This is a genomic window from Kineothrix sp. MSJ-39, from assembly GCF_018917935.1.
Lineage (GTDB): Bacteria > Bacillota > Clostridia > Lachnospirales > Lachnospiraceae > CAG-194.
On the sequence record NZ_JAHLPN010000001.1, the window covers coordinates 202,337 to 219,518 of the forward strand.

Genomic DNA, 17,182 nt, shown 5'->3' on the forward strand with positions numbered 1-17,182 from the left:
TCCTATTTCTTTTTCCTGTCAGCCAGGATCATCTTACGCATGGATTTGATCTCCTGGGTAAGCGGCCGTTTTGCAGGACAGATAAAGCTGCAGCAGCCACATTCGCAGCATTCCATACCGTTCATTTTCACAAAGCCCTCTTTGTCTCCGTGCTCTGCGGCTTTTGCCAATCTGCTTGGCACCACTCTGCCCGGGCAGACCTCCACACACATGCCACAGCTGATACAAGGGCCTGTCTTTGCTGCAGATACATCATCCTTTGTCAGACAAAGAAGTGCGGATGCTGTTTTCGTTGTCGGTACATCCAGATCAAAAATACCGAAGCCCATCATCGGACCACCGGAAATGATCTTTGCCGGTTCCTGCTTAAATCCGCCCGCTTCTTCGATCAGTTCGTGATAATTCGTACCGATGCGGACACGGAAATTACACGGATCAGCGATCGCATCTCCCGTTACGGTCACGATGCGGTACATCAGCGGTTTATTTTCCAGAACCGCTGCACCGATCGCGCAGACCGTATCTACGTTATTTACGATACATCCCACATCCGATGGCAGCATATCACAGTTGATTGCACGCCCTGTAGACGCATAGATCAGCTGGCGTTCTGAACCCTGCGGATATTTGGTCTTTAATGCTTTGACAAGGATCCTGTCATCATCCTTTGTCAGTTCTTTCATCTTCTCGATACAATCCGGCTTGTTATTCTCGATCGCAATAACGCCCTTTGCATTGTCAAACAGCGCAAGCTCACAGCGCAGACCGTCGATCACCTTTTGCGGCTCTTCGATCATACGTCTGTAGTCCGATGTCAGGTATGGCTCACACTCCGCACCGTTTACGATCACATAATCGATCTTATCAGGCTCCTTCGGTGAAAGCTTGACATGCGTCGGGAAGCCTGCGCCGCCCATACCGACAACACCTGCCTTCTGCACTTTCTGTATGATCTCTTCTTTGGTATGCTCGGCAAGAGGCTTACATACGCCGTAGTCCACTTCCTCATACTGCCCATCATTTTCGATCACAACAGACATCACATTGTCTCCGACCACCGTCCGATGCGGCTCGATCGCCTTGACCGTTCCGGACACCGTTGCATAGATCGGTGCAGAAACAAAACCGCCTGCCTCCGCGATCAACTGACCGGTCAGGACATGATCTCCTTTCTTTACAACCGGCTTTGCAGGTGCTCCGATATGCTGTGAAAGCGGGTATACCAGATCCCCTTTTGGTAAGATATCACGGATTGGCTTATCCTTGCTCAGATCCTTTCCGTCATAAGGATGGATGCCACCGTTAAAGGTTAATTTACCTCCCATAAACTGCCCTTCTTTCTGCTTCCGGCTTTCCGCCAGAAGATAATTTACTATCATTAACTATACTATTTTTTAGGACAAATTGCTACATGTTTTCTGTTTTTTATGCTATACTTTATGCGATGTGTATGAACAGATACAGATGTGCACACAAGAAAGGAAATATATATGAAAACAGTCAGTTCTTTGCTTTCCCCAAGGCTCTGTTCTTATCCTCTCTCCCTGATCGGACATTTAGAGGATATTTTATTTGTCGATATAGAAACAACCGGTTTTACCGCACGCAGCTCCTGTCTTTACCTGATCGGTGCTATTTATTTTGAAAAAGACCAGATCCATCTGATGCAGTTTTTTGCCGAGAAAAAAGAGGAAGAAGTCGATGTGCTGAAAGCGTTCCTTGCCCTGTGCCAGAATCATTCCATTCTGGTGCATTATAATGGTAATAATTTCGACATTCCGTATATGAAACAGAAATGTGCGCAGTACCATCTGCGGGAACCGTTTTCCCATATGACAGGTGTGGATATTTACAAGCGGATCATGCCATACAAAAAGCTGCTTGGACTCGAAAATGTCAAACAAAAGACTGTAGAACAGTTTATGGGGATCAAGCGTGACGACCAGTATAATGGCGGAGAACTGATCCAGATTTACGAGGACTATGTCAAATCGCCCCTTCCATCCGATCTTGATCTTCTGCTGTTACACAATGCAGACGATATGAAGGGCATGTTTTCCATTCTTCCCGTACTGACATATTCGGATATGTTCACCCATCCTTTCAAGGTAGTGAAGGTGCAGTCCAATAAATATGAAGATATGAATGGAGACACCCGGACAGAAGTGCTGATGAAGATCCGTTTTCCGTTCCTGTTTCCGAAACAGGTCACTTTTACGGGAAACGGCTGCAGATTCCGGGCAGAAGAAAATGAAGGCTACCTGAAGGTGCCTGTTGTATATGGCAGCATGAAATACTTCTACAGCAACTATAAAGATTACTATTATCTGCCTGCAGAAGACACTGCCATGCATAAATCGGTAGCTTCCTTTGTTGACCCGCAGTTCCGCGAGCCAGCCAAGGCAAGTACCTGCTATACCAGAAAAGAAGGGGCTTTCCTGCCGCAGTGGGATATCATATTCAGCCCTGTTTTTAAGGCGGAATATGGTGATAAGATCTGTTACTTCGAGCTGACGGAAGCGATCAAACGCTCTCCCACCGAATTTGGTAAATATGCATATCACATACTGGATATGCTCGTACATGGATTCGCTAAATAATCCCGAATTTTATACTTATTTATTCTTTCCATAGAAAAATGAATTCATCCGATAATATCCCATATCTTTATACTGGATGATCTGCTCGGTACTGCCAATAAACAGACACCCCTCCGGCGCAAGCGATTTACTGAACCTTGCAAATACTTCTTCTTTCGCTTCTTCCGTAAAGTAGATCAGCACATTTCTGCATACGATCAGATGACACTGCGCCGGATACTCATCTTTCAGCAGATTATGCTGTCTGAATTCCACACAGTCCTTGATCTCCTGCGCGATCTGATAGGAAGCTCCCACCTTTGTAAAAAAACGTCTTTTCAGATCATCAGGAACAGATGCAATGCTCTTTTCCGCATACAGCCCAACCTTTGCCTTCGCGATCACCTGCTTATCAATATCCGTCGCCAGAATATGGATATGGGAAAGCGGCATATGTCTGGAAAGTGCCATGACAAGCGAATATGGCTCATCCCCAGTAGAACAGGCAGCACTCCATATCTTCAGATCTTTTCCAAACCGCTTAATCAAAGCAGGAATAACTTCCTTATCCAAAAGTTCCCACTGATCCGGATTGCGGTAAAACTCGGATACGTTGATCGTCAGATAATTGACAAATTCTTCAAACCGCACCTGATCTGCCTGCAGACATTTGACATAATTTTCATAACCGACGATCCCGTTTTTAGAGATCAGCGTGTCGATCCTGCGCTTCATCTGCTTTTCCTTATACGCATTCAGATCTATTTTTGTCAGCTTATATACTTCTTTTTTAAAGTATTCGTAATCATATACCATTGTTTTACTCCCCAAAAGAAAAAACAGGCTGCATGTGAAAACATACAGCCCATAAGTATTTTATGCCATTCTGTTTTACAGAACTATTCTTCTTTTTCTGCCTCTGCTGCAATTACTGCATCGATGTCTACAGATACAACGTCTGCATCTTCAGCCTCTTCTGCTTTTTCTTCCGGCTGAGGAGCTGTTAAAGCTTTGATGCTTAAGCTGATCTTCTTATCTTCTGCATTGAAATCAACAACCTTAGCTGTTACTTCCTGACCAACCTGTAATACATCTGAAGGCTTCTCGATATGATCTTTAGAGATCTGAGAAACATGTAACAGAGCATCTACACCAGGCTCCAGTTCTACGAAAGCACCAAAGTCTGTCATTCTTGCAACTTTACCTGTTACAACATTGCCTACAGCATATTTGCTTTCAGCATCTTTCCAAGGGTTTGTATCATCGAATTTCAGACTGAGCGCGATCTTTGTACCATCGATATCTTTGATCAGTGCTTTTACCTGATCGCCAACCTTGAATACCTTCTTCGGATTTTCAACATGTCCCCATGACATTTCTGAGATATGAAGAAGTCCGTCTGCTCCGCCAAGATCAATGAATACACCGAAATCTGTTACATTCTTAACAGTTCCTTCTACAACATCACCAACATGGATCTTTGCAAAGAGCTCTTTCTGTGCTTCCAGCTTCTTAGCAACCATAAGCTGCTTGCGGTCACCGATGTAACGACGTCTCTTTGGATTGTACTCGCTGATCACGAATTCGATTTCCTGACCTGCATATTTTGTCAGGTCTTTCTCATATACATTGGAAACAAGGCTTGCAGGAATGAAGATTCTGACTTCATCAACAACAACGCTTAAACCGCCGTCCAGTACCTGTGTTACTTTTGCCTTTAATACTTCCTTATTATTGTATGCTTCTTCGATTCTCTTATTACCCTTTTCAAGAGCCAGTCTCTTGTAGGAAAGGATGACCTGTCCTTCACCATCATTTACTTTAACAACCTTAACTTCCATCTTGTCGCCAGGCTTCAGTACTGTTGTCAGGTCAACATTTGGCTCGTTTGTGTATTCGCTTCTTGAAAGAATACCGTCTGACTTGTATCCGATATTTAAGATCGCTTCATCAGCTTTTACATCGATTACTGTACCCTCGACTACCTCTCCGTTATGAATTGTTTTAAATGATTCTTCTAACATTTGTTCAAAAGTTAATTCTGACATAATTTTGAACCTCCTCAATTATATTATTCGGGGTAGACGCCCCAGCGGTAATTCCCACCAGTTTCGCTGATTTAGGTATTTCTAAATGCAAGTCGTCCAGTGTTTGTATAAAATAAGTGCGCTCACATTCCTTTTGACAGATCTCGTAAAGCTTGCGGGTATTGGAACTGTGAGTACCGCCTATCACTATCATTATATCAACACGCTGTGCAATTTCGCGGGCTTCCTTCTGCCGGACTTCCGTCGCATTGCAAATCGTGTTCACAACAATTACATCATAACCTTTTTTCTGAAAAATTTCAACTAAATCTTGAAATTTATTGTAGTTAAATGTCGTTTGCGACACAATACAAAGTTTTTCTTCCGGATTTGCTTTAAAATTCTCCGCTTCCTCTATGGATTCGATGACTACAGGCTCCGTCAAGCTCCAGCCGCAGATGCCTTCCACTTCCGGATGATTCCGGTTTCCGATGATAATGATCCGCCGTCCGTCTGCACTTTCTTTTTCTACGATCCGGTGTATCTTTTTCACAAACGGACAGGTAGCATCCACGCAGTGCAGTCCCTTTTCCGTAATCGCATCGTTGATCCTGCGTTCCACTCCGTGGGAGCGGATCACAACCGTTCCTTCCGTCAGTGCATCAAGCTCTGCTTCGTTTTCGAGCACAGTCACACCTTTCTGTTCCAGATCCCGTACCACTTCTTCATTGTGGATGATCGGCCCGTATGTGTAGATCTTACCGCCTGCTGCAGTCTGTTCATAAACAGTATCTACCGCCCGCTTCACGCCAAAGCAGAAGCCGGCAGATTTTGCAAGTATTACTTCCATATTAAACGCTTACCGATATGTCCTTTCTTTTCTATTCCGATCTTGGCCGGATCCATTTGTATCCTGCCAAAGATCAATCCTTATGGATCAGATTGCAGATCGCATCCACAACCTGCTCGATCGTCATATCCGAAGAATCCAGAAGCTGCGCATCCTCCGCCTGTTTCAGCGGTGCGTGTTCTCTTGTCATATCCCTGTGATCGCGCTCTTTGATCTCTGCCTCGATCTGATCTAAGTCACAGCTTTCGCCTTTTGCAACAAGCTCCTTATATCTTCTTTGGGCACGGACTCTGGCTGATGCTGTCAGATATACTTTGACATCCGCGTGTGGCAGCACACAGGTACCGATATCTCTGCCGTCCATGATCACATCATTTTCATCGGCAAGTTTCTGCTGCAGATGCAGAAGTCTTGCACGTACCTGTGGATTCGCACTGCTGACAGACGCCATCGCACTGACCTGCGGGGTACGGATCAGACCGTTGACATTTTCTCCGTTTAACAGAACAATCTGTTCCCCGTCAACATACTGAATGGAAATATCAGCCGTTTCACTTGCCTTTGCGATTGCTTCCGCATCCTTTGTATCCACGTTGCTTCTGATCATATGAAGTGCCATGGCACGATACATCGCGCCCGTGTCCACATAAATAAATCCTTTGTTTTTTGCGACCTGTCTTGCGATCGTGCTTTTGCCCGCTCCCGCAGGCCCGTCGATTGCTACCTGATAACTCATAGTTTTCTCCCTTTCTTACACTTCTGTTATATTCTGATTTCCTGCAATATAGGCAGTTGACCATGCGATCTGCAGATTAAATCCACCTGTAAGCGCATCTACATCCATACATTCTCCTGCCAGATACAGATTTTTTACCCGTTTTGATTCCATCGTGGATGGATTGATCTCTTTGACGGAAATACCGCCCTGTGTGATGATCGCTTCTTTAAAATCCGCTGTGCCCGTGATCGTCAGCGGAACTGCCTTCAATATCTGCACCATTTTCAGCCTCTGTTCCCTTGTCAGGGCATCTCCTTTTTCATAAGGTGAGATCTCTGCCAGTGCCAGAACCTCGGGAAGAAGCCTTGCAGGCAATAATCCTGCCAGTGCATTTCCGATCTGCTTATGCAGATTTTCGGAAAGATCCCGCAGGATCCGCTTGTCCAGCTGTTCCGGTGAAAGTGCCGGTTTCAGATCAATATATAGCTGCATCGGCTGTTTTTGGAGTTTCTTTACGATCTGGCTGCTGGCACTTAAGATCAATGGGCCGCTCACGCCGTAATGGGTAAACAGCATTTCACCAAAGCCCTGATACAGCTTTTTCTTCCCATTGCAGATCGTGACTTCCACGTTTTTGAGTGCAAGCCCCATCAGCTCGTGGCACCATGTTTCCTGTGTTTTTAAAGGTACAAGTGCCGGATACAGCTCTGTCACCTTATGTCCCGCAGCCTGTGCCATGGAAAGCCCGCTTCCGTTTGCACCGGTCAGCGGATAGGAAACACCGCCTGTTGCCAGGATCACGCGATCTGCTTTTTCCTTTTTGCCATCCGATAGGATAATGCCCAGGCACTTTTTCGTCGGTTCCTTTTTCGGATTGATGAGCTCCTGATTTGGCAGATCTTCCGTCCACAGTGTTTTTACCGGACTGCCCAGACAGATCTTCACCGAAAGACGTCTAAGCTCATATTCCAGTGCCCGGATGATATCCGAAGAATGATCACTCTGCGGAAATACCCGGTTTCCACGCTCCACCTTCAATCTGACACCGAGCTGTTCAAAAAATGCCATACAGTCCTGTGCATTAAAATCATAAAAGGCACTGTATAAAAACTTGGGATTGGAGATCACATTTGCCAAAAGTTCCTCCGGCGGCGCATCATTTGTGACATTGCATCTGCCTTTGCCTGTGATAAAAAGCTTTTTGCCCAGTTTTTCGTTTTGTTCATATAAGGTAACTTCCTGCCCGTTTCTTGCTGCAAAGACAGCCGCCATCATACCGGCAGCACCGCCACCTATCACAATCGTTTTATTCATAAGAATCCTTTACAAGTGCATTATCCTGCACCGGTTTGTTATCTATAAAGTCAATTTCATCATTCAGATAAACCTGATAATTTGCCCATACTTCCTCTAAATCCTTCAGATTCTTGCTTGCCTGCTCCGGTGCTTTGACACAAAGTGCCACAACCAGCGCATTGATCACACTGAGCGGCGCAACGAGAGAATCGACAATAGAAACCATGTCGCTTCTTGCCAGCAGATTACAGGAGGAATACAGATTCATCGGAGAATGCACGCTGTCCGTAATCGTAATGACTTTTGCATTCCGGTCATTTGCAAACTCCATTGCTTTGAGTGTACGCATGGAATACCGCGGGAAACTGATGCCGATCACGACATCCTCATCGCTGACGCGGATCATCTGCTCAAACAGTTCTGTCGTGGAAGTTGTTTTCAGCTGCATGACATCGCCGCGGATCATAGAAAGATAAAAGCTCAGGAAGCTCGCAAGCGGCTCACAGCTCCGCAGACCTATCACATATACATGCTTTGCCTCTAAAATACTGCTGACCGCAGTCTCAAACGCTGCTGGATCCAGATTGTGGATCGTATCTTCCATTTTTTCGATATCCGCCTGGATCACAGACGTTAAGATCTCAGACTGGGAACTGTTTCCGTATTTGGCTCCCATGCGCTGCAGGCTGTTCCATTTTCCCTTTACCCATTCTTCCAGTGCTTTCTGGAATTCCGGATAACCGTCATATCCAAGTCCCGCTGCAAACCGGACTACCGTGGACTCACTGATCCCGATCTCTTTTCCAAGCGTCGCCGCCGTCATAAATACAGCCGTATCATAGTGATCCATAATATAGGAAGCGATCTTTTTATGGCTTTTGCTCATCTGTGCAAAATTCTGATTCATCCTTGTCACGATATCGTTTCTGTCTTCCATGCTCTGTTCCTTCCCAATTCATATTCCGATGCGGTGTCATCAAACATTCTTTTCATAGCTTTCCAGAAGCAGTCTCTTTGTTTCCGCTTCCGGCAGATCATAATCTCCCGTGATCGTCATACAGGCTGCGCCATGGATAAAGATCCACATTTTCATAAACAGTTCTCCCGGATCCTTCGCGCCCGCCTCCTGTGCTCTTGCGATCTCCGCTTTAAACTTGCCGTCCTGTCCGTTCAAAAGCTCATACAGGCTCTGTCCGTATCTTTCCTTGGATAAAAACAAAGTCCGAAACAGTGCAGGCTCCTTCAGCGCAAAGCTGATATAGGCCAGTCCAAAATTCACAAACGGCTTTTCTGCCGGTCTGTCCTTCATAAACGCCTGATAAAAATCTGTATAATAAGCGATCGCCATTGCAAACGCTTCCTCATGCAGCTCATTCATATTTTCATAAATGCGGAAAATAGGCTGTGTCGAACAACCTGTCTTATCTGCCAGTCTTCTGGCTGTCAGCCCGTCCATGCCTTCTTCGCGCATGATCGCAAACGCCGCATTTTTTACCATTTCTTTCGTCACACTGATCTTTCTTGCCATACCAGACACCTCTCATCTTCCTGTAAACCCAATCTGCCCAAACAAATCTGTGCTCCGCTCTCCCTGTCAGAACACATAAATAACATCTTATATTATAACACTTGTTATTGTAGATGATATTTTGAGGGTTGTCAATGGAGAAAGGTTGGAAAACCTTGTTTTAAGCATAAAAAAGAACAGCCCCACATGCACAGGGCTGTTCTCTGCCTCCGCCATCTCCAGAGGAGATCGTAACCGGCTGAGGCTTTGTAAATAAAATGAAGTATGAAAAAATATGTGGTAGCTTAGTTCTTTACGTTGAAGGCTTTCATGCCCGGATATACGGCACTTTCTCCAAGTTCTTCCTCGATACGCAGAAGCTGGTTGTATTTTGCAACACGCTCAGATCTGGATGGTGCACCTGTCTTGATCTGGCAGGTGTTGAGTGCAACGGCAAGATCGGCAATCGTCGTATCTGCTGTCTCACCGCTTCTGTGAGAGCTGATCGCTGTATAACCTGCTTTGTGTGCCATCTTGATCGCTTCGAGTGTTTCTGATACGGAACCGATCTGGTTGAGTTTGATCAGGATCGCATTACCTGCACCCAGTTCAATACCCTTTGCCAGTCTTTCCGTATTCGTTACAAATAAATCATCACCAACAAGCTGTACCTTGTCACCAAGACGCTTTGTCAGCTTCTGCCAGCCTTCCCAGTCTTCTTCATCCAGACCGTCTTCGATAGAAATGATCGGGTATTTTTCACAAAGGCTTGCCCAGTGCTCGATCAGTTCATCTGCTGTATATTCACTGCCTGCCTTTGGCAGTTTGTAATAACCTTTTCCTTTTTCGCTCTTCCACTCAGAAGATGCTGCATCCATAGCAATCTTGAAATCTTTACCCGGTTCATAGCCTGCTTTCTTAACAGCTTCCAGAATCGTTTCAATTGCTTCTTCATCGGATTTCAGAGCCGGTGCAAAACCACCCTCATCACCTACAGAAGTAGCCAGTCCACGTTCCTTTAAGATAGAAGCAAGTGCATGGAACACTTCCGCACACCAGCGCAGACATTCTTTGAAGGATGGTGCGCCAACAGGCATGATCATGAACTCCTGTACATCCAGGCCGGAAGATAATGCATGGCATCCGCCGTTTACAATGTTCATCATCGGAACAGGGAGTCTGTTTCCAGAAATACCGCCTAAAAATTTGTAAAGCGGAAGCTCCAGAGCGGTTGCTGCAGCTCTTGCAGATGCAATGGATACTGCCAGAATGGCATTTGCGCCAAGGTTTGTCTTACCCTTTGTACCATCAGCTTTGATCATAGCTGCATCTACTGCATAAATATCAGATGCATCCATACCATGCAGTACATCATTGATCGTTGTGTTTATATTGTTGACAGCTTTTGTAACACCTTTTCCAAGATATCTGCTCTTATCGCCGTCGCGAAGCTCCAGTGCTTCAAATTCTCCTGTAGATGCGCCGGATGGAGCGGTTCCTCTTGCAACTGTGCCATCAGCCAGATGGATTTCAGCTTCTACGGTAGGATTTCCTCTGGAATCCAGGATTTCTCTTCCGATTACTTTTTCAATACTTAAATTTTTCACTTCTTTTTCCTCCTTTAAGGACTGCGGAAATCCTCCCGGAAGCCGGTGACGCTTCCGGTTTCGTATTCAGCAGTGATACAAATTGAGGGTTCCACATGATTTATTCTATGTTAGTTAATTCTAACCGATATGATAATATACAAACTGCCTATTAACAATAAGGCTAATTTATAGGATATCCTTTCTCTAAGAGGCGAGCTGCTTACCAAGTTCTCTACACTCTTCCAAAGCTTCTTCGTCCGGTGTTTCATTACAAATCAGTCCTTCCCCGCCTACGATCTCGGCGCCGGCACTCTGCATACGTTCTGTCCAATCACGCATCCACTGTCCGTCTCCCCAGCCGTAGGATCCAAATAATGCGATCTTCTTTCCTTTTGCAAATGTTTCAACAGCCATCACAAACGGCTCCATTTCACTTTCTTCCAGCACTTCCGCGCCCATTGCAGGACAGCCGAGTGCAAATGCAGCTTCATCTTTCAATGCATCTGCCGGAATTTCACTGACAAATACAAGCTCCGGTGTTTTTCCTGCTGCTGTGATACCTTCTGCAACTGCCTGTGCCATTGCCTGTGTGTTGCCGCTCTGTGTCCAGAATACTACGTAAATCTTATCCATTTTATTTCCTTTCCGGGTCAAGCCCTGTCAAACTTTAGATTAACTACAAACACTTATGATTTCTTTCATCCCGATCCCGCAGGATAAGAGATGAATGAGGCTTTCTTTTGCATATTCGAATCGGTCAAACAATGCTTTCTTTGCTTCCGGATCTTTATAAACTTTCCAGTAGCCTGTATATAAGCTGTTTTTTCCCTGCTGTGACACAAATCCTTCCACGTCTTCCGGCGGATATCCGAGGATCAGTCCCAGCTCGTGCGGAAAATCCTTCTTTTCCAGCATATATTTCTGATACCGTCTGCGACAGGTATCTAAAATACAATCCGGTGCCACATGGTCATATCCAAATCTGGCAAGAAGCTCTGCCACTTCTTTCTGATGTAGATAGCTTATAAGCTGTTTCTCCTGATATAACAGGAAAAGCACTCTGCCATCCAGAAATCCCATCTGATAAACGGATATGCCGCTGTTTTCCAAAATGTCATACATCGCTTTGTAATCATCCAGCCTGATGCTGAACAGATTGGAAATCTTCAATCCGGTGATCAGCGGTGCACATTGCATTGCCAGCTCAACTTCTACCTGATTGGTACTTTCTTCCATCGACATCTGCTTCAGAATTTTCCAGGTATCCCGACTCAAATCACAGCCTCCTTTCTTATTGGTTAGTTATTCCTAACCTACTAAAATGATATAGAATGATTTACGTTTCGTCAAGGGGTTTGAACTGATAATATTTTTCACTTATAAAAGGGAAATTATACACAAAGGATGGGGTGTGAATGAATAAAAATAATAGACAGAAAACAGGATCCATCTATAAACGCAATCACGTTTGCCTACCCTGCGATTTGCAAAAAGCACATATTGCACGTGCTCCAGCCACCAAAAAGCGTGGTGGTCTCTCCGCACGGCAAGTGCTTTGCAAATCTCGGTCGGCTACACTATCGATTGCTTATTATAGATGGATCCTGTTTTTTTATTCTCTTATGTTTTCTTATTTTTATTTAGATTGTTTAGATTGAATTGTTACTAAAATTACATTATAAATTTTTATGCATAATTCCCGCAGTGTAAAACCGGGGTTTTGTGATCTGTCTGCTGGAGGGATTTCTGCACATCGATCACGCGCTGGTTGCTGCTTCCCTTCCAGAGCAGCTTGGTATCGCGCAGTTCTTCCACGTATTCACCGTCTACCAGTACATTGACGTATTTCATGACCGGATCATGCATCACATTTTCCCAGACATCACCGGTGTAAAGCCAGATCGTCTTATCCGGGAATTTTTCGTGGATCTCTGTCATCAGTGCACGGACTCCCACGCGGTTTGCTGAATGCAGCGGATCTCCACCGGAAAATGTAATTCCTGAAATATACGGTTTGGAAAGCTGATCAAAGATCTCTTCTTTTGCCGCATCATCAAATTCCAGTCCGCCGTTCGGATCCCAGGTCACAGGATTCTGACAGCCTTTGCAGCAATGGCTGCAGCCTGCCACCCATAATACAACACGCAGACCATCGCCATTCAGCATATCATCTTTGGTAATATTATGATATCTCATTACATACTCTTCCTTTCTGCGATCTCTGCCATTTTTGCATCAGATAATCTGGTATCTCCATGTACACGGGAATATGCCAGATAACCGTTCATACGGTCGATCTTCGTCAGATTCCGACTGCCGCATTTCGGGCATACGTCCATTTCCAGTTCCTGATGTCCACAGTCATCACAGTAAGCAAGTGACATATTGACGCCTTCATAAAAGCCCATATCCATCGCACGGTGGATCAGGGATTTGATCGCTTCCAGATTATAATCGATCGGATATTTGACATACTGGATCTTACCACCGTTGCAAAGCTCCCAGAAACGATATTCCTTGTCCTGCTTTTCGATCGGTGTGATATTTTCCGTTACATGGCAGTGGAAGCTGTTGGATACATATTCCCTGTCGGAAACACCTTCCACAATACCGTATTTGGCACGGAACTGTTTTACCTGCAGACCGCAGAGGTTTTCAGCCGGTGTTCCGTAGATCGCATACAGATTGCCATCTTCTTTCTTGAACTCATTTACTTTGTCATTGATATGCTCCAGTACTTCCAGTGCAAATTCTCCGTCTTCCACAAGAGATTTGCCGTTGTACAGCTCCTGCAGCTCGTTAAATGCCGTAATACCGAAGGATGCTGTTGCACTCTTTAAGATCGGTTTGATCTTATCATGCAGCTGCAGATGTCCGCCTAAAAAGCCGCCTTCACAATATGCCAGCGGATTGGTGGAGGCACGCATCTCGCCCAGGTATGCATAGGTTCTGATATGCAGGTTACGGATCAGATTCAGATAATAATCCAATACTTCATAGAAATCTTTGTTTTCCTGTCTGGATTTTGCAAGGATCATCGGTAAGTGCAGGGAAACCGCACCAATGTTAAAACGGCCCACAAATACCGGCTCATCCTGATCGTCTGCCGGATACATACCGCCTCTTTCGTACCATGGAGAAAGGAATGCACGACAGCCCATCGGAGAAATAACCTTGCCATACTGCTTATACATGCTTGCAATATAGCCCTTGCCGGTCAGAGACAGCCAGTCCGGATACATCGTCTTGGCAGAACACTTGACGCCCGCTTCAAACACATCTTCCAGTGGCTTGCCCGGTCCATGCAGGTTTTCATCGTATAAAAATACGATCTTCGGGAATAATACAGGCTTCTTACATTCTTTCTTGCCCTGTCCGCGTCTTCTGACATTCAAAAGTGAGATCGTTGCAAGTTTGGCAAATCTGCCTGTTCCAATACCTGCTGTTACCGTGATGAACGGATAATCGCCACGGCTTGAAGCTACGGTATTGAATTTATATTCCCAGCCCTGGAAGCCCTGTTCAAATTCACGCACAACGTCTGCGTAGGCTTCTGACTCTGCTGTTTCCCGGTCGATGCCGAGACGTACATATTTATCAATATCTCTCTGGTAGGATTTTTCCGCATACGGCTCTAAGATCTTATCTACCTCAGGCACGGTAAAACCGCCGTACTGCTGGGAAGCTGCGGAAAGCACGATATCACCGATGACATCAAATGCCACATCGAGTGTCTTTGGCTCGTTATACCAGATATTACCCATTTCAAAGCCGCCCTTTAAGACGCTTGCCACATCAAACAGACAGCAGTTCATCGTATCACGTCTTGCTGACATATCATGTACATAAATATAACCGTCACGACATGCCTGGATCTCTTCCGTTGTCATGAAGAACTTCTGATACAGCTCTTTATTGAACTGGTTAAAGATCAGACTTCTCTTTGTGGATACCAGTGCGGAGTCTGTATTGGCATTTTCTTTATCTCCCACATACATGATGGACTGGCTCTTTTTATATACATCATCCATCATCTTAACGAAATCCTGCTTATAATTACGGTAATCGCGGTAAGACTTGGCGACGATCGGCTTTACATCTTCCAGCGCGCTCTCTACAATATTATGCATGATCGGGATCGGAATCTCATCCGTCTCCAGCTCATCCACTTTATTCACAACATACTGGCAGATATGCTTCTTTTCATCCTCTGTAAACTTTGTCAGTGCACGATATGCAGACTTTCCGACTGCATCAATGACCTTCTGGACGTTAAATCTTTCCAGACTGCCATCCTTTTTGATGACCTTTACATCCTTCTGCGGATGATAAAGCTTCCCATAATCAACCTCGTCTCTGCTCTGTTCCATTACCTCGTTTGTCATTGTAAAACTCAACCTCTCTTTAAAAAACAAGCGGCCAGCTCCGGCCGTCCATCTACATAATATAGCATTTTTATGTATCCACAAAAACTATATCTTGTGGTGTACAGTTACTAAGTATAAAAGAAACCACTCTGCCTGTCAACGAATCCCTTTGAATAATAATGCACAAAATTAAAGACATTATTTTAGTAGGATTACCACTTGTCAGATCGAATGGTTTCTGCTATTCCTTTCTGCCTGCCAATCTATTATTTCTGATATAAATACAGAATATCCCGCAGATACGCTTCGTATGCATCCTGCACATAAGCAGGCGCAACGATCTCCACCGCTGTTCCGAGTCCTGTCAGCCAGCCATAGAACTGCTGGGACAGCGACAGGCGTACACGCATGGTGTAACTGCCGTCCGCCAGTTTTCTGACACTGACATCCTGACCAAACCGGTCAAAAAGAACACCTGCGATCGCCGGCTCATAACGCAGCGTTACAATTTCCTCCGTTCCCGCAAACATACCGAATTTTTCTTCCGTATAAACAGCCGGATTGACCTTGGCTGCCACCTCTGTTCCTTCCCTGTCAAGCTCCGAAACAGACAGGGCCTGTATCTTATCCACACGGTAATGCTTCATGATTTGCGCTTTCGCATCATAAGCGACCAGATAATAGTTTTCATCCCGCCAGATCAGAAAATAAGGGCTGACTTCATAAAAAGCTCCATTGTGTCTGCATTTCTTTTTGCCATCCGCCGTCCATTCCAGATACTGGAACCTGACCTGTCTGTTTTTCTGCATTGACTCATGCAGTCGATCGATCGTTTCATAAATCGTTTCATTGTCGTTTTTATTCCGGTCAGATACATAAACCTGTCTGTTGAGCTGCTTCGCTTCAAACGGACTAGTCAGCGTTTCCAGTTTTCTGATCAGATCTCTCGATTTTGTTACCGTGATCAGACGGGAAGCCTGCACCGCATCTGTCAATAGCTTCAGTTCCGGCAGTTCAAAACTGCGGTTTTTCAGATAATAGCCGCCGTTTCCTCTCGCACGGACACAGACGATCTCGTAGCCAAGCTCTTTCAGCGCACTGATATCCGCATACACGCTTTTCCGTTCTGCAGGGATTCCGTAGCCATCCAGCTTATCTATGATCTGCTGCGTTTTCAGCAGATGCTTTTCGTCCGAATTTTCCTGCAGGATCTTCAATATATAAAGTGCTTTTAATCTCTGTCCGTTTCCCTTTGCCATAAAATTTCCTCCAGCTCAGAAAGATGATCGATCACATAGGTACTTGTACCTTTTTTACGCTCTGTTTTCTCCGGATCATACAGACAACAGTCTACGCCTGCGTTTTTAGCAAGCTGCATATCGGAGGTCATGGAATCACCGATCACAAGGATCCTGTCTTTGGGCACATCCACACCTTCTGCCCGGATCTTTTCCATACAAAGCGCAAAGAAACGGATATCCGGTTTATTATAGCCAAGCTCCTCTGAAATAAAGATCTGCCGCATGACCTTATCAAAGCCTGCCAGCTTCAGCTTATTTGTCTGCGTCCATGTCACACCGTTTGTAATAATATACTGATAAAATCCTTCATCTTTCAGTTTCTGGCACAGCGTCAGGGAATCTTCCTGATAAAAGTAGACGCTGCCCAGTCCATGCTGGTATTTTGCCCGGAAATCTTCAATATCAATCCCTGCAAGCGTTTCATAGGCTATCCCTTTCTCCGCAAACCGCTTACCCGGCGCAAACAGCGCAAATAACTGGGTAAAACGGTTACGCAGTACTTTAAGCCTTGTCACTTCTCCCTTTTCCAGCTTTTTCCAAAGAGCCAGATTGATCTCGGAATAAGTCTGGTAGATTTCCTCATCGATCGTGATATCATAGGCTGCAAATGCCTGAAACAGGGCTTCCCGTTCGGAAGCCAGAAAATTTAATAAAGTACCGTCTACATCCCATAGCAGGATGTCATATTTTTTCTGCCGCATAGTTATTCCTCGCTACAAAACTTAAGGTGCTCTGTAAAGAGCACCTCTCTCATTTAAACCTCTGCTGTATCTGTTTTTTCCTCCGCAGCCTCCTGCGTCTCTTCTTTGGTATCTTTTGTCTTCCAGCATTTGATTCCTACGAACATACCCGCTGCTGCGACACATACGATGATTGCCATCAGTACAATATAAGAAAAAAACGAATTCAAAAACAAGATCAGATTATTCAAAATAACTACCTCCTATG

Annotated in this window: 17 protein-coding genes; 1 reads left to right on the plus strand and 16 read right to left on the minus strand. The window is 45.0% G+C overall.

Going from position 1 to position 17,182, the window contains the following annotated elements; genetic code table 11:
* Positions 1–2: 2 nt before the first annotated feature.
* Positions 3–1,325 carry an electron transport complex subunit RsxC gene (gene rsxC / locus KQI22_RS00950; protein ID WP_216550351.1) on the minus strand — a complete coding sequence of 441 codons (1,323 nt, stop codon included), beginning with the start codon at positions 1,323–1,325 and terminating at the stop codon, positions 3–5.
* 165 nt (positions 1,326–1,490) lie between these two features.
* On the opposite strand from rsxC, the gene KQI22_RS00955 reads away from it, so the two are divergent.
* A complete protein-coding gene (locus KQI22_RS00955) occupies positions 1,491–2,600 on the plus strand; it encodes a ribonuclease H-like domain-containing protein (RefSeq protein ID WP_216550207.1) in 1,110 nt (369 codons plus the stop codon).
* A gap of 15 nt (positions 2,601–2,615) precedes the next feature.
* Here KQI22_RS00955 and KQI22_RS00960 read toward each other — a convergent pair whose 3' ends face one another.
* From KQI22_RS00960 to KQI22_RS01030, 15 genes are all read right to left on the minus strand, one after another.
* Positions 2,616–3,395: a CheR family methyltransferase gene (locus tag KQI22_RS00960; protein ID WP_216550208.1), complete on the minus strand. Its 780-nt coding sequence runs from the start codon at positions 3,393–3,395 to the stop codon at positions 2,616–2,618.
* Positions 3,396–3,478: 83 nt separating this feature from the next.
* Positions 3,479–4,627 carry a 30S ribosomal protein S1 gene (gene rpsA, locus KQI22_RS00965; protein ID WP_216550209.1) on the minus strand — a complete coding sequence of 383 codons (1,149 nt, stop codon included), beginning with the start codon at positions 4,625–4,627 and terminating at the stop codon, positions 3,479–3,481.
* Entirely contained in the window at positions 4,608–5,456 is an 849-nt protein-coding gene (ispH, locus tag KQI22_RS00970) for a 4-hydroxy-3-methylbut-2-enyl diphosphate reductase (protein WP_216550210.1), read from the minus strand. Before ispH ends, rpsA begins: the two co-directional genes overlap by 20 nt.
* A 73-nt stretch (positions 5,457–5,529) precedes the next feature.
* On the minus strand, positions 5,530–6,192 hold the full coding sequence (gene cmk / locus KQI22_RS00975; RefSeq protein WP_216550211.1) for a (d)CMP kinase: 663 nt from the start codon (positions 6,190–6,192) through the stop codon (positions 5,530–5,532).
* A 15-nt stretch (positions 6,193–6,207) separates the two neighbouring features.
* A complete protein-coding gene (locus KQI22_RS00980; protein WP_216550212.1) occupies positions 6,208–7,488 on the minus strand; it encodes an NAD(P)/FAD-dependent oxidoreductase in 1,281 nt (426 codons plus the stop codon).
* Positions 7,481–8,407 carry a MurR/RpiR family transcriptional regulator gene (locus tag KQI22_RS00985; protein ID WP_216550213.1) on the minus strand — a complete coding sequence of 309 codons (927 nt, stop codon included), beginning with the start codon at positions 8,405–8,407 and terminating at the stop codon, positions 7,481–7,483. Before KQI22_RS00985 ends, KQI22_RS00980 begins: the two co-directional genes overlap by 8 nt.
* A 39-nt stretch (positions 8,408–8,446) precedes the next feature.
* Positions 8,447–8,998 carry a TetR/AcrR family transcriptional regulator gene (locus tag KQI22_RS00990; protein ID WP_216550214.1) on the minus strand — a complete coding sequence of 184 codons (552 nt, stop codon included), beginning with the start codon at positions 8,996–8,998 and terminating at the stop codon, positions 8,447–8,449.
* Between the two features lie 284 nt (positions 8,999–9,282).
* A complete protein-coding gene (gene eno, locus KQI22_RS00995) occupies positions 9,283–10,584 on the minus strand; it encodes a phosphopyruvate hydratase (protein ID WP_216550215.1) in 1,302 nt (433 codons plus the stop codon).
* Between the two features lie 186 nt (positions 10,585–10,770).
* Positions 10,771–11,199: a flavodoxin gene (locus tag KQI22_RS01000; protein WP_022004468.1), complete on the minus strand. Its 429-nt coding sequence runs from the start codon at positions 11,197–11,199 to the stop codon at positions 10,771–10,773.
* A 39-nt stretch (positions 11,200–11,238) separates the two neighbouring features.
* The gene (locus KQI22_RS01005; RefSeq protein WP_216550216.1) at positions 11,239–11,841 is read right to left on the minus strand and encodes a DUF3793 family protein; all 603 of its coding nucleotides are present in this window, start codon (positions 11,839–11,841) and stop codon (positions 11,239–11,241) included.
* A 411-nt stretch (positions 11,842–12,252) separates the two neighbouring features.
* Positions 12,253–12,762, minus strand: coding sequence for an anaerobic ribonucleoside-triphosphate reductase activating protein (gene nrdG / locus KQI22_RS01010; RefSeq protein WP_216550217.1), 510 nt, complete (start codon positions 12,760–12,762; stop codon positions 12,253–12,255).
* Positions 12,762–14,936 (minus strand): anaerobic ribonucleoside-triphosphate reductase, encoded by a 2,175-nt coding sequence (nrdD, locus tag KQI22_RS01015; RefSeq protein ID WP_216550218.1) that lies wholly within the window; start codon positions 14,934–14,936, stop codon positions 12,762–12,764. The genes nrdG and nrdD overlap by 1 nt, the downstream gene beginning before the upstream one ends.
* A gap of 263 nt (positions 14,937–15,199) precedes the next feature.
* On the minus strand, positions 15,200–16,192 hold the full coding sequence (locus tag KQI22_RS01020; protein WP_216550219.1) for a helix-turn-helix transcriptional regulator: 993 nt from the start codon (positions 16,190–16,192) through the stop codon (positions 15,200–15,202).
* Complete coding sequence (locus KQI22_RS01025) at positions 16,165–16,935, minus strand: HAD-IA family hydrolase (protein ID WP_216550220.1); 771 nt, start codon at positions 16,933–16,935, stop codon at positions 16,165–16,167. The genes KQI22_RS01020 and KQI22_RS01025 overlap by 28 nt, the downstream gene beginning before the upstream one ends.
* 53 nt (positions 16,936–16,988) lie before the next feature.
* Positions 16,989–17,165: a hypothetical protein gene (locus KQI22_RS01030; protein ID WP_216550221.1), complete on the minus strand. Its 177-nt coding sequence runs from the start codon at positions 17,163–17,165 to the stop codon at positions 16,989–16,991.
* Positions 17,166–17,182: the final 17 nt, after the last annotated feature.